Here is a 23372-nt window from a genome sequence, read left to right as displayed (position 1 = left end):
TTCCACGACTGCAAAGACATAGGCAGGTGCAGAGATGAGAGACATCGCTGCGCCTACCCACGGAGAGAGACATGGCAGAACGCCTCAATAATGACTTTCAATTTCTGGATGTACCACGTCAAGATCCAGAGAAAAAAGATATTACTGTCCGCAAAGCAGAGTTTGTGGAAATTTATAAACCTTTTACAGCGGAAGTGGCTGCAAACCAGGCTCACCGCTGTTTAGGGTGTGGTAACCCGTATTGTGAATGGAAATGCCCAGTACATAACTACATTCCAAACTGGTTAAAGCTGATTGCAGAAGGTCAAATTTTCCAAGCGGCCGAACTTTGCCATCAAACCAATACCTTGCCAGAAGTATGTGGTCGTGTATGTCCACAAGACCGTTTATGCGAAGGTGCTTGTACTTTAAATGACGGCTTTGGTGCAGTCACGATTGGTAATGCTGAAAAATATATCAACGATACTGCCTTTGCTTTAGGCTGGCGCCCAGATATGTCTGGCGTTAAATGGACCAATAAAAAAGTTGCCATCATTGGTGCGGGTCCAGCAGGTTTAGGCTGTGCTGATATTCTTGCCCGTGGCGGTGTGAAACCAGTTGTATTTGATAAACGCCCTGAAATTGGTGGTTTACTTACATTTGGTATTCCAGAATTTAAAATGGAAAAAGATGTAATGAAACGTCGTCGTGAAATCTTCACGGGGATGGGTATCGAATTCCGCTTAAATACTGAAATTGGTGTTGATGTCACGATTGAACAACTCCTTGCTGAATACGATGCTGTATTTATGGGGATGGGAACTTATACCTACATGAAAGGTGGTTTCCCTGGTGAAGATCTTGATGGTGTTTACGATGCATTAGATTTCTTAATTGCGAATGTAAATCGTTGCCAAGGCTGGGAAAAAGATCCAAGTGAATACATCAGTGTAGATGGCAAAAAGGTGATTGTTCTGGGTGGTGGTGACACTGCAATGGACTGTAACCGTACTTCATTACGCCAAGGTGCACATGATGTGACCTGTGCTTACCGTCGTGACGAAAGCAACATGCCGGGTTCTGCGCGCGAAGTGAAAAATGCCTATGAAGAGGGCGTGAAATTCCTGTTCAACCGTCAACCAATTGAGGTTGTTGGTGAAAATGGTAAGGTGACTGGTGTTAAGGTTGTCACTACACAAATGGGTGAGCCTGATAGCCGTGGTCGTCGTAGCCCTGAGCCAATTCCTGGTTCTGAAGAGGTTTTACCAGCTGATGCAGTATTGCTTGCTTTCGGTTTCCGTCCAAGCCCTGCGGATTGGTTTGGTTCAGCCAATGTAAGTTTAGATGGTTCAGGTCGTGTGGTTGCGGCAGAACAGCAAGAATTTAAATTCCAGACATCTAATCCAAAAATCTTCGCAGGTGGAGATATGGTGCGTGGTTCTGATCTGGTTGTGACTGCAATTTGGGAAGGTCGCCAAGCAGCAGAAGGTATTTTAGATTACTTAGGTGTCTAATTCATCTTTTTAGTTTGATTGCGATAAAGCCTGCTTAAGCAGGCTTTATTTTTTTTAGCTTATCTTTTTGGTAGTTTTAGCAAATCTTCTAAGCTTTCCGCCCTGTCCCTGATCATTTTTCAGCGTGATTTTCAAAGACCAATCAGGAAATTGTGCAGGCAATGAAAATGGCTCTTGCAAATGCAAATTCAGAGAAAATTATTTAAATCGCCTCAAGGCATTGGGGATTACCGTACGACGGTTACAGTTCTCCGATGATTCTATGCAATGATATAAAGATTTCAACAAATAAATGTTACACAGCGAACAAAAAATCACATTACAATGAATTATTGAAAAATATAAAGAAAAACCTGAGGATAAATTTTTATGAAAGTGATCAAACAAACTGCGCTCGCAACTGTATTGGCAAGCACCTTATTGTTCACAGGCTGTGGCTATAACACCTTGCAGGTGAAAGATGAGGCGGTCAATGCTTCCTGGTCTGAAGTACAAAACCAGTATCAACGCCGTGCTGACCTGGTGCCTAATCTTGTCAATGTAGTGAAAGGCTATGCCAAACATGAAGAGCAAGTCCTCACAGAGGTGACGCAAGCTCGTTCGAATGTTGCGGGTTTAAAAGTAGATAAAGAAGTTTTAGAAGACCCAGCGCTATTTGAAAAATATCAACAAGCACAAAGTCAATTGACAAGTGCATTATCTCGTTTAATTGCTGTTTCTGAAAATTATCCAGATTTAAAAGCCAATGAACAATTCCGTGATTTACAAGCACAATTGGAAGGTACAGAAAATCGAATCGCGGTTGCTCGTAACCGTTATATTACCACAGTGCAAGATTACAATTCATATGTGCGTCAGTTCCCACAAGCAATGACAGCAAAAGTGATTGGGATGAAAACCAAGGAAAACTTTAAGGCAGACTCATCTGCACAACAGGCGCCAACAGTTTCATTTAATTAATCATTGAAATTGTTTTCGGCTTAGGAGGGGCGTATGTTGATCAAGTTAAAGCAAAAATTAAAATATGTTTTAACCATCATTTTTGCAATGCTTTGTTTTCAACATACAACCTGGGCTGAGACCGCCACTGCAACAGATCAAGGTGATCTAGTGGTTGCTGGAAAAATGATTCAGCAACAGCAGCAACAAAATAAGTCATCGACAACCACAGAACAGCCTCCCGTACTAGCTACAGTTGCCAATGATATGGCGGATGGGGAATCTATACGTGGTTTACCCACTTTAAACCAACCTGTGATTGATCAAGCTAAGATATTGAACGAGGCTGAAATCCAGCAACTCAATCAAAAAATTCTAGCCCTTTATCAACAAGGTAAAGCTCAAATTGGTGTCATTATTGTACCCACCACAGGTCAGGAAGCGATTTTTGATTTTGCTTTGCGTACAGGTGAAAAATGGCAATTAGGTTCTGCTAAACGTGATAATGGTTTGTTAATGGCGATTGCGATCAACGATCGTAAAATCCAGATATTGACAGGTTATGGCTTGGAGGGTGTATTACCTGATGTAGTACTCAGCCGCATTATTCGTGATCAAATTACACCTTATTTTAAACAAGGTCAGTATGCTCAAGGAATTTCAGCTGGGTTGGATGAAATTAGCCGTATCGTTAATCTTGATCCAGAGATCGCTCAACAATCTGCTCAAGAGCTCAAAGAGCGACATGAGCAGGCAATTCAAGCACAACAAGCCAAAGATAATACGCTTACGATGGCGCTATTTATTTTAATTATGGGTGTCATAGGATCGTTCATTGTGGGTAAACGATTAAGTGCATCTACTGCGGCTGTGGCAGCAATGGTTGCGGGACTGGTTAATGGTGCTGGTCTGGTGATGAGTCTATTACTTGGTGTGGGAATTTTCTTTCTATTGATTACTTCATTGGCCCAGCTTATTTTTCAGGCCTTTTTGTCGGGTGGTGGACGAGGGGGCGGTAGAGGAGGCTTTGGTGGCGGCAGCGGCGGTGGTTATAGTGGCGGTGGCGGCAGTTTTGGCGGTGGAGGAGCATCAGGCTCATGGTAACAAAGACAGATACAACACAGATTATTACCCAGCCTAAACTGGATGAGCATGTTCAACCAAGTTTAAAACGCTGGTTTAAACACTTCCTTTATATATCTTCCACGCATCGTTATTTCAATAAGCAAGATAGAATGCAGATCGCCAACGCTGTGCAACAGGCTGAAAAAGGTCATGTCGGTGAAATTCAGGTAGTGATAGAGGGACATATTCCTTGTTCACAGGCTTATCATCAAAATACCAGATTACGTGCTCAGCAGCTATTTGCCGAATTAGGGGTATGGGATACTGAACTAAATAGTGGTGTATTGCTATACTTAAATCTATGCGAGCGCAAAGTTGAGATTGTGATTGACCGCGGTTTAAAAAATGCGACTCAAACTGAGACGTGGAATACAATTTGCCAAAATATCGCTGTTACCTTGGCTCAAAAAGAATATTTGCGAGCTGTGATTGGTGGCGTGAATGAAATTGGTCAAGTATTGGATCAATACTATGTAAAAAATGATTTGTATGATGAAAATGAATTGCCTAATGAACCTATTATATTGAAATAAATTTAAACTCTAATAAATTGATTTTATTATTATTTTTATTTTCGGAGTAGATTATAAACATACTGATCTGTATGTGGTAAGTTGTATCCAATAACCATATTTCTTATTCCGATAAACGGCTAATAAAAATTTTGGACTTTTTTAAGCTTTTTTATGTGATTTATTTCGCTCATTTTTAAAACAAGTAGAAAATAATCAAGGTTGAACCTCTACTACGTTAAAGATAAAAAGCGAAAGATGACATTTTTTGTCAATTTATTTCCTTGTATGTCAATATTGATTTATATGTGAGCAATCGAAAAATTGTTTAAGTCTCTGTTTTTTTGCGTTAAAATTGGCTAAGCTAAGGATTGGCATAGAACATGCTAAATACAAAGTAGCTCGAAAGGCTTATAAAAATTTATACATTGGAGAAATGTTATGAACACAATGCAAAAGGGTTTTACCTTAATCGAACTCATGATCGTTGTAGCGATCATTGGTATCTTGGCTGCAATTGCGATTCCTGCTTATACTGACTATACAGCGCGTGCAAAAGTCACCGAAGCTGTTGGTGCTTTAGCATCTGCGAAAACTAGTGTTTCAGAGTTTTTTACATCTCAAGGTGTAATGCCTTCTGATGCAGACGCTGCAGGGATAAATAAAACACCAGCTGGTGATTACGTTGCTGGCGTTACTTATACTCGAACTGATCCTACTCACGCAGTAGTTGCAGTTGAATTAAAGAATATCAATTCAGATGCTAATGGAACTACATTCCAATTAAATGCAACTGGTGATACGGCAAAAGGAGTTTCATGGACTTGTTCTTCTGCTGGAACTAAACCTACACCAGAAAAATTTTTACCAGCTAACTGCCGCGGAACCTAATGTCTAATTTGATTAAACATTTAAAAAATAAAGAGCTACTCGTAGCTCTTTATTTTTTTTTATTTATCTTAGGTGTCTCAATAAATGGTTTTAATTTTTATAATGAATTAAGAACTTTAGAAGTTTTTCTGTTAATTGGTTTAGGATTTTATAGTTTAATTCAAAAAAAAAGCTACTTTTCTAAATATGAGTTTTGTTTTCTTATTTTTACCTTGTTAGGTTTTTTATTTTGGTCAAATTATTCTTATATTTTTTATGAGCTTATTTTGTTTTATTTGCTTTATAAGGCTTTTTTAAATTTAAATTACAATGAGTTTTTATCCAAACTTGTAATCTGGTTAAGTTTTTCTATTTTTTTGATGCTACCTATTGCTATTACAGAGTTTATGCTAAGTGGAGTTTATCAAAATTGGTATCCTATGCCATGGAACATCCGAGTCTATAATAGCTATTTTTTAGTGTTATCTATTTTTGCAATTTGGTTTTACTTAAAACAAGAAAAATTTAATAATATCTATTTAATTTTTTTATTTTTGGCATTTTTATCTATTCTTTTAGATGGTGGTCGTTCAACAGCTTTAGCGTATAGTGTTTTTATTGCATGCGTATGTATGTTTAACCGTGCTGTACGATTTAAATTATTATTCACTTATGCTGCTACATGGCTCACATATTTTTCTATTTTATTTTTTTCAAGTCATTCTACTTCTAGTGTAAGGTCAATTGTTAGAGAATCAACGAGTGGACGCTATGAGCTTTGGGTAAGTGCTTTTCAATGCTGGTCACAAAATCCAATCTTTGGATGCGGGTTTTATCAATTAGATCAGTACTCAGGTGTGATTTCAGCACATCCACACAATTTATTTATTCAAGTTTTAACAGAAACAGGCTTAATAGGATTTGGTTTTCTTATTTTAGTCATTTGGAATATTTTAAAAAGAATAAAATGGAATCTTAAGGAAAATTATTTTGTAATTTCAGCTTTTATAGCAGTAAGTATCGACTTATCTTTTTCAGGTATACATATTTATCCTGTTACACAAGTTGCACTTTTATGGTTATTCGTCTTTTTACTTAAAAATCCTGAATTTCAGCGTGCGGCTTCTTTTCACCCATCAACATATGAAGCTTCAAGAGTTTCTCAAGTTTTTGGGTATATAGCCTATATTTTAATTGCTCTGGCTTTTATTTATTTGTTTTTTTATACATCTGCCTTATCTGAAAGTTTACCATCAACACCACCCCGATTTTGGGAGTATGGTTATCAACTATTTTAAAATATCAATGTCGTGAGATTTGAATGTCCAAACGTTTAAAGTTTTTCCTCAGCCATTTAGTACTTTCTTGTCTGCTTGCTCTTGTTGTGGTTGGACTAGTGTTTTTTATTTGGTATCCAGCACCGCTAGCCACTGCCGTCGGGGTGACGCATATTTTTTTGATGCTACTAGCGATCGATGTCATTATTGGACCTGTGCTTGGCTTTCTAGTGTATAAGGAAGGCAAGAAATCTTTAAAGTTTGATTTAGCGGTAGTGATTCTATTACAACTCTCTGCGCTGAGTTTTGGCATGTACAGTATTGCGCAAGGTCGTCCTGTATGGGTCAGCTATGTGGTGGATCGTTTTGAGTTGGTTCGCAATAATGATTTGATCAATGATAAAGCTGATCAAGCACTGCCTCAATTTCAAAATCCATCATGGTTACAGCCTCAATATGTTGCTGTAAAAGTTTCAGATAACGTCAACCAACGAAATAATGATCTATTTGCTGAAGTCATGGGTGGTATATCGCTCGCACAACGACCTGAACGCTATGTCGAATTATCCGAAGTGAAATCGTTGATTCAGCAGCGTGCTCAAGATTTGGAGTTATTAAAAAACTTTAATGATTCGGATCAAGTTGAGAAAGTTTTAGCAAAATATCCTACTGCTACAGCATTTGTACCATTGAAAGCCAACGCTGTGGATATGACTGTACTCATCAATAAAGAAAACGGTGAAGTTGTAAAGATTGTTGATTTGAGACCTTGGAATTAACAGAAATATCACGCTATAAAACCAGTTTAATTGAGCTTCAATGTATAATGCAGCGAAGCTCTTTTTTATGTTTAGTTATGCAAATTTTGTGTCTATTACTTGCAGCGCTGCTGCTCAGCTTTGCCTGGCTATCGCCATTCCACACCTATCCCTGGGTGACATTTTCCAGCGAGTTGGCGACTTTCGCTGCTGCACTAGCATTACTTACACTCTTTCTCAATCGAAATATTCAAATTCCCAAGCTGCAACTTTATATATTGCCAGTTGTTATTGTTCCATTATTGCAGTGGAGCTTTGGTTTAGTATTTGATTTTAGTGTTGCCTTATTGAGTACAGTATATCTATTGGGTTTCTGGTTCATGGTGGTGATGGGGTATAATCTATCATTACAACCAAGTGCTCGTGAACAGTTGATGCAAAGGACCTGTTGGCTATTACTTATTATCGCGAGTGTGACTAGCCTGATGGCGATGGTGCAATGGTTAGGGCTTGAATCAAGTTTATATGGCATTATGCAGCTTAAAGGCAATCGTCCCTATGCCAATTTTGGTCAGCCTAACAATATGGCGACTTTTTTAGTCATGGGGTTAATGGGGGCTTTATATTTATATGAAAAACAAAAGGCCTCTGTATGGTTGCTTGCTTCTGCAAGTTTAGTCATCCTGTTTGCAATTGCATTGAGTCAATCCCGAACATCATGGGTAGTATGTTTATTTATTTTCATCTATTGGATTTACAAACAGTTTAAGCAAACTCCACGTTTAAATGTTCTCAAGCTGTCGTTATGGTGCATTGGGTTTTTTGCAATAGCAGCTTGGGGGATTCCTGCCTTTACCCATGCAATTGAAAGCTCTACAGGAACGGCGGTCATTAAAGCTGATAGCATTGTGGAGCGAGCAAGTTCGGGCTATTTACGTTTCGAAATCTGGACTCAAATGCTTTTGGCATTAAAAGAACAGCCGTGGTGGGGATATGGCTGGAATCAAACCAGTGTAGCGCAGATGACGATTTTCCCTCTGCATCCGTCACATGAATGGGTCACCAGTGGGCACAATGTGTTACTGGACATCTTAATTTGGAATGGCATTCCACTGGGACTTTTGATTATTGCCTATATGGCAGTATGGTTGCTTTGGCTCAATAAAAATACCAAAGACACTATTTCAATTATCGCGATGCTGATGGTGAGTGCCATCCTGATCCATGCAATGCTTGAATTTCCACAGCGTTATGCCTATTTCTTATTACCTATGGGCTTTCTGTTGGGATTGATTCAGGCTCAAACGCCTAACCTAAAAGGGATCACGCTTCATATAAATGTGATTCGCGTTTGCTGGGTGATTTCGCTGGTTTTGCTATTCATGATCTGGAGGGACTATAAAGTTTATCAGGAAAACAGCCAATTGCTATTCAAGGGACAGCAACCTAGAGCAGAAATTATGGGGAGTTCACGTATTTTATTACTTAGCCAATTCCAGCAACGTCTGGTTTGGATTGCACTAAAACCAACCGTGTCTATGTCGGATCAGGATTTAATGCAGTGGAGTGATATGGTTAAGAACAAGGCAACACCTTATAACCTGAAAAAATATGCCCAGTTATTGGTTTACAACCAGAAAATGGCTGAAGCAGAGCAGCAACTTTTTATATTGCAACAATTGTATGGAGAGAATATAAGGTTGGCTGATATTGTTGAATTAAATCATCGTTTAAAATAACAGCCTCTACCTAAGTTTAGTTTTAGGCTGAAAGCAAAGATTATTTCGGCTTCAGCCTGAAACTGACTGTTTAAATCTGGCTTTGGATATAGTTTTCAATGCCAACATTTTTAATGAGGTCGAGTTGGGTATCGAGCCAATCCCAATATTCTTCTTCTTTTTCTAGAATTTCCTGTACCAAGTCACGGGTCACATAGTCCTGTTGAGCTTCTGCAAGCGCAACCGCCTGTTTAATTGCGGCTATATTTTCCTTAACCTTGCGAATGTCACAATTCAGAACTTCTTCGGTATGCTGGCCGATATAGAGCTTGCCGAGGTGTTGTAGATTCGGTAATCCCTCTAAAAATAAGATACGTTCAATAATCTTGTCCGCATGCTTCATTTGGCGAATGGACTCTTTATATTCGGCTGAACCCAATTGTGAGATTCCCCAATCATTAAACATGCGGGAATGTAAAAAATATTGATTGATTGCAGTTAAATGGTGATAAAGCACCTGATTCAGTTGATTAATAACTTCACGATTGCCTTTCATTGCCCTTACTCCAAAAACACCCATGCCTTTATTGAGGCAATTTATATGATTTTAATCAACAAATAATGATCTGGCGAGTGCTTTATAGAACAGCAAATGAAAATCACAATCAAAAACGTCCTGATATTATTATGATTTTTATAAAAAAACCGCTTCGATGAAGAACCGTTAAAGTTCTACAGGAAGCGGTGGAGCCGTAAAATAATAGCTTAAATATAGTTAAAAAAAGAGCTTATGCAGCAACAGAAATACGTGCGGCAATTTCAGCAAGCTCATCACTGATGATGGCGCGAGCTTCTGGAGCACAGCGGCCACAGCAGGTGCCTAAGTCGAGTAAATCACGAATTTCACGATAGCTTTCAGCGCCATTTGCAACGGCGTCCTTGATATCTTGGTCTGTGATTCCACGGCATAAACAGACATACATGGGAGTGATCCACAAATACAAATGCGATAATTGTTATTATTGATAATTATTATTGTTTGTCAATGAATTTCATTCTGGAAGTGGGATTATTATCATTGGGAATTTGAATAAAAAAATACCACCTGATCGGTGGTATTTTTTCTTTATTTTATCTATTTGATAAATATAGCATTTAATTCTGTGTTGGAATAATAACAATACCATCCATTTCGACTAGTGCACCTTTAGGTAGGCTTGCGACACCCAATGCTGCACGAGCTGGATAGGGTTGAGCAAAATATTCACCCATGATCTGGTTTACAAGTTGAAAGTGGGAAAGATCTGTCAGGAAAATATTCAGTTTGGCAATGTCTGCCAGACTTCCGCCCGCAGCAGCACAGACCGCTTTAAGGTTGTCAAATACTCGGCGAATCTGGGCTTCAATCCCTTCTACAAGTTCCATACTGTACGGGTCTAAACCAATCTGTCCTGAAAGGTAGAGCGTATTGCCAACCAGAATTGCCTGAGAATATGTTCCAATAGCAGCAGGGGCGTGTTCAGTATGAATAACTTGACGTGGCATTAAGCTCTCCTATGTCATTTTTTCTATCTTGCAACCCTGTGACTTTAACACAAAAGTATAGGTGCGAAACTGCTGAATACTGTGTAGTCGTTATTGTTTTTAAATTTTTATTTTGGCAAATCAGCTTCAATATTTCTCTAGTATATGTTTGCCTGGAAATACTTTAGCCGACTTTGGCAACGTCAGCCTGCACAATAGGCATATTTAGGCGTTCAATACGTGGAAAGCCAAAATGCATGCGTAGATCACGAATGATTTGAGCAATCTGTTTACGGTTGCTGACCACAATATTCACGTAGGTTTTTTGATCATGGGAATCGACTGTTTCCACCCCGATTTTGGCTTTACGGCATTGGTAGATCAACTCTGAAATCTGTTCATCATTCATGATCATATGGATGCAGAGATAGGCACTGAAACGTACATCATCCACTTCTTCAGACTGCCAATGCAGCGGCATGATATTTTCTGGATGCAGTTGTTGTTCATGCAGTAAATTACGACAGCGCGATCGATGCACAATCAAGCCACGTCGAGATAAATGTCCCTGAATCGGGTCACCCAACACGGGATTGCAACAGTGTGCATATTTGACATCAACCCCTTCTGTACCCAGGATCAAGCGGTCAGATGCTTCATGATGCTGTGAATGGTAATCCTGTGAAAATAGATGGTTTGCGACGAGTTGGGGCAATAGGTCACCCACCGCAATTTGTTCAAATAGGGTGTCTTTACTGCTCAAATGTCGCCATTCTAGAACATTAATCCAGTCAGTTTGGGAAAGGTCATCAATTGAGCGGTGAAACAGTTTTAAAGCACGATTGAGCGCCTGTTGACCAACCAGACGCTGTTCGTCAATATCCTGTTCTCTTAGCATGTTTTGCAAGGCACGACGTGCTTTCTGGGTGTTAATAAAACTCAGCCAGTCAGGGTTTGGGGTTGCCAGTACATCGGTAATAATTTCGATAACCTGACCACTATGCAGGGGAGTGGAGAGGGGGCGAATTTCACCATCAACCTTAGCACCTACCGCATGGTTACCCAGAAACAGGCTAGCAGAATAGGCAAAGTCCACCACAGTCGCACCTTGAGGTAGTTCATGCAATTGCCCATGTGGTGTGTAAACCCAGATTTTTTCCTGATGCAGATAATCCAGCAAATCGCTAAATGTGGTTTTGGCACAGTCACTATCAATTAAGGTATTGAGATTTTGCATAGAAGCCTGAATGGCTGAACGGCAGGCCTGAGGTGCATTTTCCCCCAGTACCAAGCCAAAGCGAGCTGCTTTACGCATCAGTTCAGTCTGGATGGTCAATGAAAGGGTGGTTTTTTCACCTTTCAGTTTGATCATTAAAGACTGGTTGCCACCAGGTAAAGGGCGGCGAATATGGTCTTCATATTGTAGAACCTGAAAGTTGTCTTTTAGCGCCTCCACCAGACGGTCACAGTCCGCAATACTTTGTAAAATAATTTCAAAGGCATGGCTATGACTAAGTTCATTTAGGTCAATCTCATTTTTTACAAAGTGGCGTAACAGCTCAATATTGTTATTTTTCTTTTTAATACGACCCTTGATGTCATGGATTTTTAATAGGTCAGTCAGTTTCTGTTCCCATACCGCCTGATATTCACAGCGTTTAGGCTTGGTTTCCAGCAATGCGGTTTGCACATCATTAAACATGTCCAGATCAAGATTCTGATAACACAGATGTTCCAGATTGTCCGCCATTTCATTCATACCGACAAGGCGAGCCATTGGTACAAAAATATCAAAGGTTTCCTGTGCAATGCGTGCGCGCTTGTCTGGGCGCAACGCACCCAATGTGGTCATATTATGATAACGATCGGCGAGTTTAATAATAATGACACGTGGGTCCTGTAAGGTGGCTTGCAGAATTTTTCGAAAAGAGGCTGCCTTGTTATATTCCTTGTCACTGGAATGGCTGAGCTTGGTTACACCATCAACTAGTTCCGCAACCACAGTCCCAAACTTCTGGCCAATTTCTTCTTTGGAGAATTCCGTGTCTTCAATCACATCATGTAACAAGGCTGCCATGAGCGTATCCGCATCAAGACGCATATGTGCCAGAATACAGCTGACGGCAATCGGATGCAGAACGTAGGGTTCTCCACTTTTACGGGTGATGCCACTATGCGCTAAATCGGCAAAATCACAGGCAGCAAGCACGTGTTGAACATCACTATCCTTAAGATAGGCTTCAATAATGACCTTGAGTTGTTGCTTGGCTTGGCTGACCTCTTCGCCTGGCATAAAACACCTTTTTGATATGAATTAGAATAAAATGACACTAGTCTCTAATGAAAAGCATATTGTGAAACTTGTCAATTTGTTCATTATAAAAACTCGTAGATTTTTCCAATGAAGCATATTGCTTTTATCAATATATAAAGCAGTTTTTTTCAAAACAAAAAAGCCCAGTGTATTCACAGTGGGCTTTATGCAAAGCAAATTCGTTTTAGAAAGTGAAGCCTTCTAAATTTAATGAATTTGTAGACAATACCATGTCAAGGTTTGAAGTCTGATAGTCTTGGTCGCGTTGTTTTAGAATCTCTTTAGTGACATGACCCACTGCGATTTCACGTAATGCAACCACGGTTGGTTTGTCATTATCCCATTCTACAGTTGGTTCAATACCTTGACGTGCCAATTGACGTGCACGTTTACTCGCCACCAGTACCAACTCGAAGCGGTTATCTACATGGTCTAAACAATCTTCAACGGTTACACGTGCCATAAGTTGTCTCGTCTGAACATCACAATTTAAAAGACTGAGTAGTATAAAAGGCTTTTATGCAAGACTCAAGCCATTCCCGATTAAAGTCAGTCGCGATTAAGCGTAATCAAGTTTGCGATGAGTTGTTGGTGGCGGGCGCTTTGCTGTGTGGTGACCAAGCGGTTGGCAGTGATGATCGCCTCCAAATCATGAACGGCCTTGTTAAAATCGTCATTGATAATCACGTAGTCAAAATTGGCAAAATGACGCATATCTTCCACTGCACAGCTTAGACGATGTTCAATCACATCCACTGAGTCTGTACCACGGTTGGAAAGACGTTGTCTTAAATCGTACTGGGTTGGAGGGAGGATAAAAATTTGTTTTGATTCAGGGAAAAGCCGACGTACCTGTTCAGCACCCTGCCAGTCAATTTCGAGTAATACATCGTGGCCTTGTTGTAATTGTTCTTTTACCTTAGCCTGAGACGTACCATAATAATTTCCGAATACTTCTGCATACTCAATAAAACCGCCCTGTTCAACTTGGGCCAAAAATGTTTCAGTATCAGTAAAATGATAGTGAACACCGTCAAGCTCACCAGGACGTTGGCTTCGTGTGGTGTGTGAGACAGAAACATGCAAGTTGCTGACTCGATCGAGTAGGGCTTTAACGAGAGATGTTTTGCCTGTTCCTGATGCCGCAGAAACGACAAACAATAGACCCGACATGATATTTTTCCTGATATGATAAAATATCTTGGCTATTGTAGTGTAGCGTGCCATGAAACGAAATAGTTTGGCGTAAATATTCAGATGATGAGAGGGGATGTTATGGAAATTGTACTCGCCAATCCACGAGGTTTTTGTGCTGGTGTTGACCGTGCTATAGCGATCGTCAATCGTGCATTGGAATGTTTTGACCCACCGATTTATGTACGACATGAAGTGGTGCACAACAAGTTTGTGGTGGATGATTTACGTCAAAGAGGTGCTGTTTTTGTAGATGAGCTTGATCAGGTTCCTGATGATTCCATTGTCATCTTTAGTGCACATGGTGTTTCCAAGTCTGTACAGCAGGAGGCGGATCGCCGTGGCTTAAAAGTGTTTGATGCAACCTGCCCACTTGTCACCAAGGTTCATATTGAAGTAACCAAGTACGCGCGTGAGGGCACCGAAGCCATTCTGATCGGGCATGAGGGGCATCCTGAGGTTGAAGGCACAATGGGGCAATATGATAAATCTGGTGGTGGAAAGATTTATCTGGTTGAAGATGAACAGGATGTTGAAGCTTTGGTCGTTGAGCATCCTCATAAAGTTGCATTTGTCACTCAAACCACACTCTCGATTGATGATACAGCCAAAGTAATTGATGCCCTAAGAACCAAGTTTCCAAAGATTCAGGGACCACGTAAAGATGATATCTGTTATGCAACACAGAATCGTCAGGACGCGGTACGTGACTTGGCGGAGAAATGTGATGTCGTATTGGTCGTGGGTTCGCCAAACTCATCCAATTCAAATCGTTTGCGTGAACTGGCTGAGCGTATGGGTAAATCAGCTTATTTGGTCGATAATGCAGATGAACTAGAAAAAGATTGGTTTAAGCCAGACAGTAAAATTGGTGTGACAGCTGGCGCATCTGCACCTGAGATTCTCATCAAGCAGGTCATTCAGCGGTTACAGGATTGGGGTGCGACCCCTCCGCAAGAGTTGGATGGTCGTGAAGAAAATATTACATTTAGTTTGCCAAAAGAGTTACGGATACAAGTGATTCAGGCCTAATTTGTATAGAAAAATGTGAACTCAAAACGGATGGATGACACTCCATCTGTTTTTTTTGGGTGCTTATCTGCTTTGTATTGGTTCTGTAAAAATACAATTTAATATAGAGTAAGGAATTTTAAAAGAGTTGGGTGTAAGCGATGGGGAAAAATCGGGGATTCACCTTAATTGAGTTGATGGTGACGATTGCTGTTTTTGCGATTATTGCAATGATGGCTGCTCCTTCTTTTCGTACAATGCAAATCAATCAGAAACTTAAACTATCTGTAATGGAAATGAAAACAGGTATTCAACAAGGACGCAGCCGAGCGATTCTAACACGTAGTCCCACAGTCATTTGTCCGAGTACCATTACTAAAGACAGTTGTGGTGCAAATATTACAGGATACAGTTCACTTTCAGATAAGCAGAAAACGGACAGTGTATTACTTCCAAAAATTGATAGTCTCGTTTCTATAAAATCAGGAAGTGATAATAATTTCTTGTTTAATCCGCAGGGGATTACTACAAATAAAACCATTACCTTATGTGGTAACAATAAATCTTTTGCAATTAATGTAGATGGGCCAGGTGTCATTACAGTAACAGAGGGTGGGGCGTGTTAATGAAAAAAATGATGTATAACGCCCAAAAAGGTGTGGGGATGATGGAGGTGCTAGTTGCAATGGTCATTCTATCGATTGCAATTTTAGGTTTTGTTGCGTTACAGGTAAGAGCGACCGCAGCGACAGATGAAGCCTTAAATCGTTCTGATGCTTTGGTCATTTTAAATGGTTTGGCAGAAAAAATTCGTATCAATACCACGGGGAATTATAAAGCAGCGGTTCCCACTACCGTACCTACATGTGTTGCAGCGAAAAATTGTAATAGTGACAACCAGGCTTTGGCTGATTTGTATGCCCAAAAGCAGTTTGCAGATACTAAGGGTATAAGTTTAGGTGTGGCAGATTGTGCCAATACCTCTAGTGCCCAAACCCGACTTTGTTTGATTGCCGCATGGGATTCAACCACAGCAACCATTGGAGCAGGTACTGTTAGCGATCGTTGTTTAAATAGTACAGATGGTAAATATGCGCCTGATTCACACTGTTTAGTGCTGGAGGCATATTGATGAATAAATTACACCAGACTGGTTTTACCCTCATTGAGTTAATGATTTCCCTAACATTGGGCTTAATTCTGGTTGCTGTAGCCATTCAACTCTTGGTGAGTGGGCAGGTCAATTATCGAATTCAGACCGCAGCAGCTTCTGTGCAGGACAGTGGGGTTTTTGGTTTAAATGCAGTGACTAAAAATATCCGTTTAGCCAATCATGGCAATGCAGGGGCAATGAATGACGAGACACGTTATGGTGGTATTGTGTTGAGTGCCCAAACCACAACGGGAGCAGGTACACCTCCAGCAACGCCAGATGGTAATTTAAAAGGTTTAAAGAAAGCGGATGGTTCTAATATAACAGGGGATAACTATATCTCTAAAAATGCCTATAACGACAGTGCTGTCAGTACATACCCTAAAAGTGACCAGTTGGTAATTATTTATCAGGCTCCTGAAAATATGGTGACCTGTACAGGGCGGAATGTTAAAGGTCCAGTGCGTAGTTTAACGGCTTTGACCCGTGGTTGGTATGTAGTGGAACGCTACTATATTAAAAAAAGAAGTAGCAGTAATGAAGCAGATTTATATTGTTCAGATGCTTTATTTACTGCACAAGGAGAGCCAGTTAACCAGACCCATACTGTAGGCTCGAATACCACGACAATTGCAGATCCAGAAACGCTCAATGCTGATTATGGTTCGGGAGGAGAAATGATTGCACGGAATGTAGAGTATATGCGTGTTCAACTCATTGTACGTAATAATAATATAACAACAACGCCTCCTACAATTACTACGGCAACCATTGGAATAAATGACTACTTGGCTTTAGCTGTTGATAGTGATAATACCACTGCGACCCCAGCGCATCGTCCTGCCATTACAGGCATTAATCTTGGATTACTGACTCGCTCTAATGAAACAGTTCCAAATGGTACTGTTGGGACTTATAAGATTCTGGATAAAACGCTAACTGCACCGAACGATAAATATATGCGCCATGTATACACGACAACCGTTGCATTACGTAATGGTGGTTTAGGAGACACCATTCCATGAAAAAAAATTCCTATCAACAAGGTTCAACCCTTATTGTAGTGCTGATTTTATTGGTGCTGATTAGTATTGGTGGTGTGTATGCCATACGCCATAGTATTTTTAATTTAAAAATGGCGACTAGTGCACAAGTACAAACTTTATTGATGCAAACCTCTGATGTTGCTTTAGCACGATTAGAAAAGAACTTTAATGACAATGAAGCAACTAATTTAGGTGGTACGCCAGTTGGTCAGGTTTTTCTGGATGGTAATCAGGGTTTGGAACTCCAGTTTTGTTTTAAACCAACTGAGGTAGGTTCTGATAATGCTTTAAAAAATAACTTATTTTTTGATTTGCGTGAATTTCGTATTATCGAACGTAATTCAGCAACCACAACAGATGCAAAAAGTACGGCAGAGTCGGGAAATTATGATGCAGTGTGTAACCCTGCCACGATGTTCTCCATTAGTCGTAAGGCATTGGTGACACAAGTTGCTGTGGTGAATCCTGACGACCCAGCAGTTGAAATGGGACGTTTCGATCTGGCTACAAAAGGCAATGATTTAAAGGATGCAGCAAATATTGAAACCAAGCGTGTTCGGGTCACAGTAACATCATTTACTCCAGCGCTTGCTTCGGCTTCGGTGGATGATATGAATACCTGTTTAAAAGGACGTATGATGGATGATTCACTGCTTAAAAATAGGGCGGATAGTAGTGCTTCACCTGCACAGATGAAAGTTGAGACTCTACATGAGTGTTTAAATAAGTTGGGTGTGCCTATCAATACGCAAACGGCAGAGTATGTGGTGCGTTTGTCTGATAGTAAGAGCAATAGCTAAAAGGAATGGGAGAATAAAATGAAATTAAAACCTCTTGTAATAATGATGGCAATGCTCCCAGTTGGACTTTTGCCAACCAGTACTGCGACTTTCGCCAGTGATTTAAGCCTTTATAAGGGTAATACCACAGGGAAAACCTCAATTTTACTGATGCTGGATACTTCAGGAAGTATGGGGATTAGTTCTTTAGTGCTGCCCAGCACCAACCAATATGGAAGCCCAGGAGATGTAACAACACCGCTTTGTGAACGAGTGGATGTCAAGGAATATAAGAATGACTATAAAGATTCAACAGCAGTGAATTTTAAGGAATGGGCATATAATTTAAGAGACACTAATCCAGCCAGTCCAACTTATAACAAGACTTCTATTTATAAAAGTGTCACTATTGGCGGAACAACCATTCCATATTATGTACGTGGATGTACGAGTGGAGGCGTAACCCAATACGATCGTTTGTCACGTTTAAAAGATGCAATTCTTCCTTTGTTGGCAGACACATCTAAAGCAGGCCTGTTAGATACTGTCGTGATGGGGTTGGGGCAATTTTCCTCCAAAACAGAACTAACTATTGGTAGTGTACCTACCAAGTTGGTCGATGGACACTCAGGGCGAATTGTAGTCGCAAATGCAGCTTTAGATAATGCCCAACGCATAAAAATTGCCCGAGCACTGGCTGCAATTAAATCTATTGATACCACCACAAATGAAGATGGTACTGCGAATGCTAACTTAAAGATTTCTAGTCAAGCTTACCCTAATATTACGAAAGCAGCCAGTGGTACACCAACAGCTCATGCCTATGCAGAAGCTGCTGCTTATATGATGGGAACGAATACAGGAGGTGCGGCCACTACAGCGACAAAAATAAGTTATATCTATGATGGTTATATGCTTAAACAAAAAGGATCAGAGCAAGTTTATTTGCTTTGTGCCACTGCAGGTGGTGGTACGACAACTGCTTTGGGTGCAACCGTAAAGCAGTGTCCGAGTAACTGGCCTGAATGGGATAATACTAATAAGACAGTTACAGGTACTCTAGTATTAAAGCCTTATAATGGTTCATGTACTCAAGAGAGCGGTGCGAATGCTGGATGGTGCAAAGTTTCTTATAATGACTTTAAAACTGCTGTTGGCGGTGGGATGGTATCATTATGGGATGCTTATAAAAAACTTCCAGTCGGCTGGCGGTTCGATGGTTGGGTAAAGGTGCCGAGTGAACCATTAGACATTGAGCCAGTAGTTGGAACGGTCTGGCCTTATCCAGATAGTATTAATGGACTGGTATCATATCGTACCAATCCTTTTTCACTAGATGGCAGCAATGAGAATCTCGTAGGTGGTTTTGCATATTCAGAGAGTGAAACAAAGAATGGAAATAACTATATTGCAGGTGGTTCAACCAATAGTTGTGATGGAAATGGGATTTATTTCTTGACTGATGGTGCACCGAACTCGACTAAAGATACGATGGCACAAACCATTATTAATAGGTCTTTGAGCGACAATGCGACTTATAAATTTGCTGCCAAGCCTACAGGTGGGTTAGTTTCACCAACATTAAAATCAGATTTGTTTGCAGGTGAAACAGGGGGGTGGGAATATATCGGTGAATTTGCCAAAAAGCTGCGTAACCGTACGGACAGTTCTAATACGCAAAAAAATCCTGCTGATATGAATATTAAAACGGCGGTAGTAGGGTTTGGAGCATCTTTTGCAGGTTTAACCAAAAATGCAGATGGAACTTACAATTGTGCCAGTGCACCAAATGATGATGCAAAAAATGCCTGTCTGTGGGGAAGTAAGGATTATGGCGATGGTGGCTTCTATTATGCTGAAAACTCAGATGATATTAAAAATAGTATTATTAACTTTGTAAACAATGTAAAAGTAACCTTTCCTCCTTCCAGTTTAGGTTCAATTTCTGTACCGCGTGATCCACTGGATCAAACCAGGATGATGAGTACAGGTTTTTTCCCCATGATTTTGCCTCAAGAGGCAACTAATGTAATGACATGGGCTGGTAACTTGAAAAAATATAAAGTGCTAGGAGGAACATTAAAAGACAGTGGTAATAATGCTATTTATACCACCACCAATAATCAACAGGTGATTAATAGTAGCGCTAAAGACTTATGGTCAATTGCCGCAATCACAGATGATCACTCCTCAGTCAAGAGTGGTGGGGCATGGAATAAAATTCCTGTACCCTCTACATTAAATATAGAGAATGAACCAAGTAAATCAGACAGTATTCGTAACGTGTTTACCATAGATGGTACAACACTTAAAAAAGTGACAAAAGCCAATCTGGCAACGGACTATTCAGGTACAGATCCAGCCGCATTATCAAATACTACCAATATAACTGTGGCGCAACGTTATAACTTGCTCAATTATTTGGGATATCAAGCGAGCGCAGGTACGACCTTAACAACATCAGATGTAAATGGTTTGGCAACCACGCCAACGAGTCCTTACCGTTATTTGGGTGGAGTGATTCACTCTACACCATTGGTGGTGACGCAGTCTGCTACCCTTAATAGTGATGGTAATGGGGTTGGTAGCCGTAAAGAATATGTGGTGTATGGTTCAATGGAGGGCGGATTGCATGTGGTGGATGCCAGCAACGGTGAAGAGCAATCAGTCTTTGTACCTAAAGAAACTCTCGATAATGATAGTGGTAAGACGCTGGCAAACTGGGAATTTAAAACCACTGGCACAATGTCTTATGGCGTAGATGCGCCATGGACAGCAGACAATACCTTTAAAGTAAAAACCACAACATCGGGTACAGCATCAACGACCAAATACGAAGCAACTAAAATCAATATTTATGGTGGTTTACGTATGGGGGGTGCAGCATTGTATGGTTTAAATATCAAAACGCCAACCAGTCCATCCTTATTGTTCCGTATTACCCCAAGTACGACAGGTTTCTCTCGTATGGGACAGATTTGGTCTAAGCCAACACTTGCGGATATTCGTGTGAAAGGGGTACGTAAACGTGTTCTGATCTTTGGTGGAGGTTATGATGCTGCTGTTTATGAAAGAAACAATGCAACATTTACTGAACCGACAACTGCAACGCAGGGCAATGCAATTTATATTGTTGATGCGAGTAATGGTACATTGTTATGGATGGCAAGTTCAGATACAACAGGCGTAGCAGATAGCTATAAAAAAATCACATCGTCAGAGATGCTGTACAGTGTTGTTGGGCAGCCTGTAGTACGTGATTATGATGCAGATGGTTTAGCCGACATGATCTATTTTGCTGACCTTGGTGGGCAAATGTTCCGTGTAGATTTAAACAATGCCGCCCAAACCTCGACCGCAACCAATGTCAATGTTGGTGTGCGTGTGAAACGGATTGCCGACCTGAGAGAGGGTTCAGGAAGTAATCTATTTGTACCACGTTTTTATGATCGTTTAACGACAGCAATATTTGGGGATGGTACTAATCGTTTTGTATTGGTTAGCGCAGGTTCGGGTAATCGTAGCTTCCCACTGGAAGCAAGTAATACGCATAACAAGGTCTATGGAATTCTGGACTATGATGCTGCAGTAAAAGGAATTGAAAGCACAACTTATGCAGACGCTAACTTTAAAGCAGTCGCCACCAGCAATAATATTCTGGCTCGTGGTATATTGGGTAAAACCAGCACTACGATTAGTAGTTGGGGAACGAATGGAAGTATTAGCGATGACAAGGCTGTTGCTGAAATGGGACCATCAGGGGCAAAACGTGGCTGGAAATTTGATTTAAGTTCTGTGGGAGATAATAGTACACAAAAATATTCAAAATCGTTTGAAGAGTCTCAATTGGTTTCTAATGATCTATATGTCAATGTGTACGATTCTCAAGCAAGTTTAAATGGAGTTGCAAGTGGTTGTGGTGGAGGTGTGCAGGGACTGTCAACCACGCATCGTATTTGTGCACCGTATGCAGACTGTGCAGCCTATGTTAAACAGGATTATCAGGGTATTTTAGGTCCAATTATGGGGTTAACCACAGAAAATTCTCGTACTTCGGGGTTGGTAGGAGCTGTCGCTGCTAATCAGGAGGCTTGTGTGGGGCATTGTCCTGATAATAAAACATCATTGACTAATCAGAATTTGTATAGCTATTCACAAGCCCGTAAAATCAAACCAACCCGATGGTATGAACGTTAAGGAGGTATTTAATAAATGTTAAAATCCTCCAAAGGCTTTACCTTGCTGGAGTTGATGGTGACATTGGTAATCGTTGCAATTTTTGCAGCGATTGCCATCCCAAGCTATCAATATTTTATTGTAAAAACACGAAAAGCTCAGGCTCAGGCAGAAATGTTAAAAATTTCTGAACGGTTGGAAAATTACCGTAGTAAACAATTGACTTATGCGGGGTATATTCCTGAACATCAAAATACAGGAAGTGGGCAGAAAGGGATCGTGAACCTCCCTTATGGAAGTAGTAGTACTGAATATGATTATCAAATCAGGGTAATGGATATTAATTATACCTATGCCCCAAGTGATACACTCAAGGCTAATCCGCAAACTCAGTCGCTGGAGGATTCTGCATTGGGACAAGGCTGGAAAATTATTGCTGTACCGAACCAAAGTAAAAGTTTGATTCTAAAGAAGTCTGATTCACTTTTACTTAATTCGTTAGGGCTAAAGTGTATGAAACCTTACGATTCAAGTAGTTCTACACCTATATTAACATCAACCAGTGATGATTGTGGTAATGACTCAAAGGATTGGTAAAATGATGAGCAAAATCAAACAGGGATTTACACTAATTGAGCTGATGATCGTGATTGCCATTATTGCGATTATTGCTGCTATTGCTTATCCCAGCTACCAAAACTATACCAAACGAGCCAAGCGGATTGAAGTTCAATCTTATCTGATGGAGCTTTCGCATAAACTTGCCAGTTATAAACTCGTTAACCGTAGTTTTAAAGATGCAAGTATGACGGTGATTGGTGGAAATGCGAACTTTCCAAATTCTGGGAGCCAGACCTACACCATTACTTTAACTGATAATGTTGGTGCAACTTTGGGGAGTGGGGCTGAAAACGGAACAACATGGCGTTTGGTGGCTACCCCAACAGGTGGACAGACAGGTTTGGGAGCAGTGACTCTAACACATACGGGACAGCAATGCTGGTATAAAAATAATGATAGTCCTAATTTCATGAGTCGTTTAGGAGGAGGGGGAGAAATTATCCCGCCAGATACATGCTCATCTTGGGAAGATAGGTAGATCATCTGAGATATTGAGTTTTTCGTAAGCGTCCGCTGAACCCCATACCTATTTTTCAATTTGGTTCAGGTTTCCAGCGGATGCTTACTTTACACTTACCCTCATTGTGAATTCATAAACCTGCTCATTGAAAGCAGTGAGTGAAAACCCCCGAAATTATTCTGCATTATTAACCAGCACATGCTTTAAATGCAAAACCAAGACAGCAGCCAGTATTACCGTCAATGGTTGTGGTAGAAACTCGGAAGACTGGTAGGTGCAGATCGCATCAAGATTAAATTCAAACCTGTAGATAAACAGATTATTTACTTTCAATCAAAACAAAAATAACGTAAAATACTGCCCTCTATCAAAGGGGTTTGAAGTGTTGCCGATGGTCGGCGC

The 23372-nt window shown here is 40.4% G+C and carries 22 protein-coding genes; 16 read left to right on the top strand and 6 right to left on the bottom strand.

All coding sequences use genetic code 11. The features are described from left to right. Positions 1-71: 71 nt before the first annotated feature. The 8 genes from F972_RS12830 (at position 72) to F972_RS12795 (ending at position 8713) form a co-directional block, all read left to right on the top strand. Complete coding sequence (locus F972_RS12830; protein WP_004678772.1) at positions 72-1493, top strand: FAD-dependent oxidoreductase; 1422 nt, start codon at positions 72-74, stop codon at positions 1491-1493. A gap of 369 nt (positions 1494-1862) precedes the next feature. Further along, on the top strand, positions 1863-2453 hold the full coding sequence (locus F972_RS12825; RefSeq protein ID WP_004678771.1) for a LemA family protein: 591 nt from the start codon (positions 1863-1865) through the stop codon (positions 2451-2453). A 33-nt stretch (positions 2454-2486) separates the two neighbouring features. Then, positions 2487-3536 (top strand): TPM domain-containing protein, encoded by a 1050-nt coding sequence (locus tag F972_RS12820; RefSeq protein WP_004769916.1) that lies wholly within the window; start codon positions 2487-2489, stop codon positions 3534-3536. Beyond that, positions 3530-4090, top strand: coding sequence for a TPM domain-containing protein (locus F972_RS12815; RefSeq protein WP_004769915.1), 561 nt, complete (start codon positions 3530-3532; stop codon positions 4088-4090). Before F972_RS12820 ends, F972_RS12815 begins: the two co-directional genes overlap by 7 nt. Before the next feature lie 429 nt (positions 4091-4519). Continuing rightward, positions 4520-4960, top strand: coding sequence for a pilin (locus F972_RS12810; protein WP_416201952.1), 441 nt, complete (start codon positions 4520-4522; stop codon positions 4958-4960). Then, entirely contained in the window at positions 4960-6237 is a 1278-nt protein-coding gene (locus tag F972_RS12805; RefSeq protein ID WP_004769912.1) for an O-antigen ligase family protein, read from the top strand. The genes F972_RS12810 and F972_RS12805 overlap by 1 nt, the downstream gene beginning before the upstream one ends. Positions 6238-6260: 23 nt before the next feature. Continuing rightward, positions 6261-6995 (top strand): TfpX/TfpZ family type IV pilin accessory protein, encoded by a 735-nt coding sequence (tfpZ, locus tag F972_RS12800; RefSeq protein ID WP_004769911.1) that lies wholly within the window; start codon positions 6261-6263, stop codon positions 6993-6995. Between the two features lie 77 nt (positions 6996-7072). Further along, a complete protein-coding gene (locus F972_RS12795; protein WP_034428280.1) occupies positions 7073-8713 on the top strand; it encodes a PglL family O-oligosaccharyltransferase in 1641 nt (546 codons plus the stop codon). Between the two features lie 70 nt (positions 8714-8783). On the opposite strand, the gene bfr is transcribed toward F972_RS12795, so the two are convergent. From bfr to gmk, 6 genes are all read right to left on the bottom strand, one after another. Next, the gene (gene bfr / locus F972_RS12790; RefSeq protein WP_004757009.1) at positions 8784-9248 is read right to left on the bottom strand and encodes a heteropolymeric bacterioferritin subunit Bfr; all 465 of its coding nucleotides are present in this window, start codon (positions 9246-9248) and stop codon (positions 8784-8786) included. 232 nt (positions 9249-9480) lie between these two features. Then, a complete protein-coding gene (locus tag F972_RS12785) occupies positions 9481-9675 on the bottom strand; it encodes a bacterioferritin-associated ferredoxin (RefSeq protein ID WP_004678751.1) in 195 nt (64 codons plus the stop codon). Between the two features lie 172 nt (positions 9676-9847). Then, positions 9848-10237 carry a RidA family protein gene (locus tag F972_RS12780; RefSeq protein ID WP_004678749.1) on the bottom strand — a complete coding sequence of 130 codons (390 nt, stop codon included), beginning with the start codon at positions 10235-10237 and terminating at the stop codon, positions 9848-9850. Positions 10238-10400: 163 nt separating this feature from the next. Then, on the bottom strand, positions 10401-12509 hold the full coding sequence (locus tag F972_RS12775) for a RelA/SpoT family protein (protein WP_004683387.1): 2109 nt from the start codon (positions 12507-12509) through the stop codon (positions 10401-10403). A gap of 205 nt (positions 12510-12714) precedes the next feature. Then, positions 12715-12993 (bottom strand): DNA-directed RNA polymerase subunit omega, encoded by a 279-nt coding sequence (gene rpoZ, locus F972_RS12770; RefSeq protein WP_004678747.1) that lies wholly within the window; start codon positions 12991-12993, stop codon positions 12715-12717. A gap of 86 nt (positions 12994-13079) precedes the next feature. Further along, a complete protein-coding gene (gene gmk / locus F972_RS12765; RefSeq protein ID WP_004683385.1) occupies positions 13080-13703 on the bottom strand; it encodes a guanylate kinase in 624 nt (207 codons plus the stop codon). A 102-nt stretch (positions 13704-13805) separates the two neighbouring features. Between gmk and ispH the strand changes: the two genes are divergently transcribed. From ispH to F972_RS12725, 8 genes are all read left to right on the top strand, one after another. Then, positions 13806-14756 (top strand): 4-hydroxy-3-methylbut-2-enyl diphosphate reductase, encoded by a 951-nt coding sequence (gene ispH / locus F972_RS12760; protein WP_004769907.1) that lies wholly within the window; start codon positions 13806-13808, stop codon positions 14754-14756. Between the two features lie 140 nt (positions 14757-14896). Next, positions 14897-15361, top strand: a complete 465-nt coding sequence (locus F972_RS12755) for a GspH/FimT family pseudopilin (RefSeq protein ID WP_004757013.1) — start codon at positions 14897-14899, stop codon at positions 15359-15361. Then, a complete protein-coding gene (gene pilV / locus F972_RS12750; protein WP_228127129.1) occupies positions 15361-15867 on the top strand; it encodes a type IV pilus modification protein PilV in 507 nt (168 codons plus the stop codon). Before F972_RS12755 ends, pilV begins: the two co-directional genes overlap by 1 nt. Continuing rightward, the gene (locus F972_RS12745; RefSeq protein WP_004769904.1) at positions 15867-16913 is read left to right on the top strand and encodes a PilW family protein; all 1047 of its coding nucleotides are present in this window, start codon (positions 15867-15869) and stop codon (positions 16911-16913) included. The genes pilV and F972_RS12745 overlap by 1 nt, the downstream gene beginning before the upstream one ends. Beyond that, positions 16910-17734: a hypothetical protein gene (locus tag F972_RS12740; protein WP_004769901.1), complete on the top strand. Its 825-nt coding sequence runs from the start codon at positions 16910-16912 to the stop codon at positions 17732-17734. Before F972_RS12745 ends, F972_RS12740 begins: the two co-directional genes overlap by 4 nt. Before the next feature lie 18 nt (positions 17735-17752). Next, positions 17753-21910 (top strand): pilus assembly protein, encoded by a 4158-nt coding sequence (locus tag F972_RS12735; RefSeq protein ID WP_004757019.1) that lies wholly within the window; start codon positions 17753-17755, stop codon positions 21908-21910. Positions 21911-21925: 15 nt separating this feature from the next. Further along, positions 21926-22486 carry a type IV pilin protein gene (locus F972_RS12730; RefSeq protein ID WP_004757022.1) on the top strand — a complete coding sequence of 187 codons (561 nt, stop codon included), beginning with the start codon at positions 21926-21928 and terminating at the stop codon, positions 22484-22486. A 1-nt stretch (position 22487) separates the two neighbouring features. Continuing rightward, on the top strand, positions 22488-22988 hold the full coding sequence (locus F972_RS12725; protein ID WP_004757023.1) for a type IV pilin protein: 501 nt from the start codon (positions 22488-22490) through the stop codon (positions 22986-22988). Positions 22989-23372 lie beyond the last annotated feature (384 nt).

Origin of the sequence: Acinetobacter sp. CIP 102529 (assembly GCF_000368325.1) — a bacterium.
Classification (GTDB): domain Bacteria; phylum Pseudomonadota; class Gammaproteobacteria; order Pseudomonadales; family Moraxellaceae; genus Acinetobacter; species Acinetobacter parvus.
The sequence above is the reverse complement of the archived record's forward strand: the minus strand, read 5'-3'. Positions and strand labels throughout refer to the sequence as shown.

What these genes read in the sequence shown, in the direction of transcription:
- F972_RS12830 (WP_004678772.1), top strand. Translation starts at nt 72, where the DNA reads ATGGCAGAACGCCTCAATAATGACTTTCAATTTCTGGATGTACCACGT.
- F972_RS12825 (WP_004678771.1), top strand. Translation starts at nt 1,863, where the DNA reads ATGAAAGTGATCAAACAAACTGCGCTCGCAACTGTATTGGCAAGCACC.
- F972_RS12820 (WP_004769916.1), top strand. Translation starts at nt 2,487, where the DNA reads ATGTTGATCAAGTTAAAGCAAAAATTAAAATATGTTTTAACCATCATT.
- F972_RS12815 (WP_004769915.1), top strand. Translation starts at nt 3,530, where the DNA reads ATGGTAACAAAGACAGATACAACACAGATTATTACCCAGCCTAAACTG.
- F972_RS12810 (WP_416201952.1), top strand. Translation starts at nt 4,520, where the DNA reads ATGCAAAAGGGTTTTACCTTAATCGAACTCATGATCGTTGTAGCGATC.
- F972_RS12805 (WP_004769912.1), top strand. Translation starts at nt 4,960, where the DNA reads ATGTCTAATTTGATTAAACATTTAAAAAATAAAGAGCTACTCGTAGCT.
- tfpZ (WP_004769911.1), top strand. Translation starts at nt 6,261, where the DNA reads ATGTCCAAACGTTTAAAGTTTTTCCTCAGCCATTTAGTACTTTCTTGT.
- F972_RS12795 (WP_034428280.1), top strand. Translation starts at nt 7,073, where the DNA reads ATGCAAATTTTGTGTCTATTACTTGCAGCGCTGCTGCTCAGCTTTGCC.
- bfr (WP_004757009.1), bottom strand. Translation starts at nt 9,248, where the DNA reads ATGAAAGGCAATCGTGAAGTTATTAATCAACTGAATCAGGTGCTTTAT.
- F972_RS12785 (WP_004678751.1), bottom strand. Translation starts at nt 9,675, where the DNA reads ATGTATGTCTGTTTATGCCGTGGAATCACAGACCAAGATATCAAGGAC.
- F972_RS12780 (WP_004678749.1), bottom strand. Translation starts at nt 10,237, where the DNA reads ATGCCACGTCAAGTTATTCATACTGAACACGCCCCTGCTGCTATTGGA.
- F972_RS12775 (WP_004683387.1), bottom strand. Translation starts at nt 12,509, where the DNA reads ATGCCAGGCGAAGAGGTCAGCCAAGCCAAGCAACAACTCAAGGTCATT.
- rpoZ (WP_004678747.1), bottom strand. Translation starts at nt 12,993, where the DNA reads ATGGCACGTGTAACCGTTGAAGATTGTTTAGACCATGTAGATAACCGC.
- gmk (WP_004683385.1), bottom strand. Translation starts at nt 13,703, where the DNA reads ATGTCGGGTCTATTGTTTGTCGTTTCTGCGGCATCAGGAACAGGCAAA.
- ispH (WP_004769907.1), top strand. Translation starts at nt 13,806, where the DNA reads ATGGAAATTGTACTCGCCAATCCACGAGGTTTTTGTGCTGGTGTTGAC.
- F972_RS12755 (WP_004757013.1), top strand. Translation starts at nt 14,897, where the DNA reads ATGGGGAAAAATCGGGGATTCACCTTAATTGAGTTGATGGTGACGATT.
- pilV (WP_228127129.1), top strand. Translation starts at nt 15,361, where the DNA reads ATGAAAAAAATGATGTATAACGCCCAAAAAGGTGTGGGGATGATGGAG.
- F972_RS12745 (WP_004769904.1), top strand. Translation starts at nt 15,867, where the DNA reads ATGAATAAATTACACCAGACTGGTTTTACCCTCATTGAGTTAATGATT.
- F972_RS12740 (WP_004769901.1), top strand. Translation starts at nt 16,910, where the DNA reads ATGAAAAAAAATTCCTATCAACAAGGTTCAACCCTTATTGTAGTGCTG.
- F972_RS12735 (WP_004757019.1), top strand. Translation starts at nt 17,753, where the DNA reads ATGAAATTAAAACCTCTTGTAATAATGATGGCAATGCTCCCAGTTGGA.
- F972_RS12730 (WP_004757022.1), top strand. Translation starts at nt 21,926, where the DNA reads ATGTTAAAATCCTCCAAAGGCTTTACCTTGCTGGAGTTGATGGTGACA.
- F972_RS12725 (WP_004757023.1), top strand. Translation starts at nt 22,488, where the DNA reads ATGATGAGCAAAATCAAACAGGGATTTACACTAATTGAGCTGATGATC.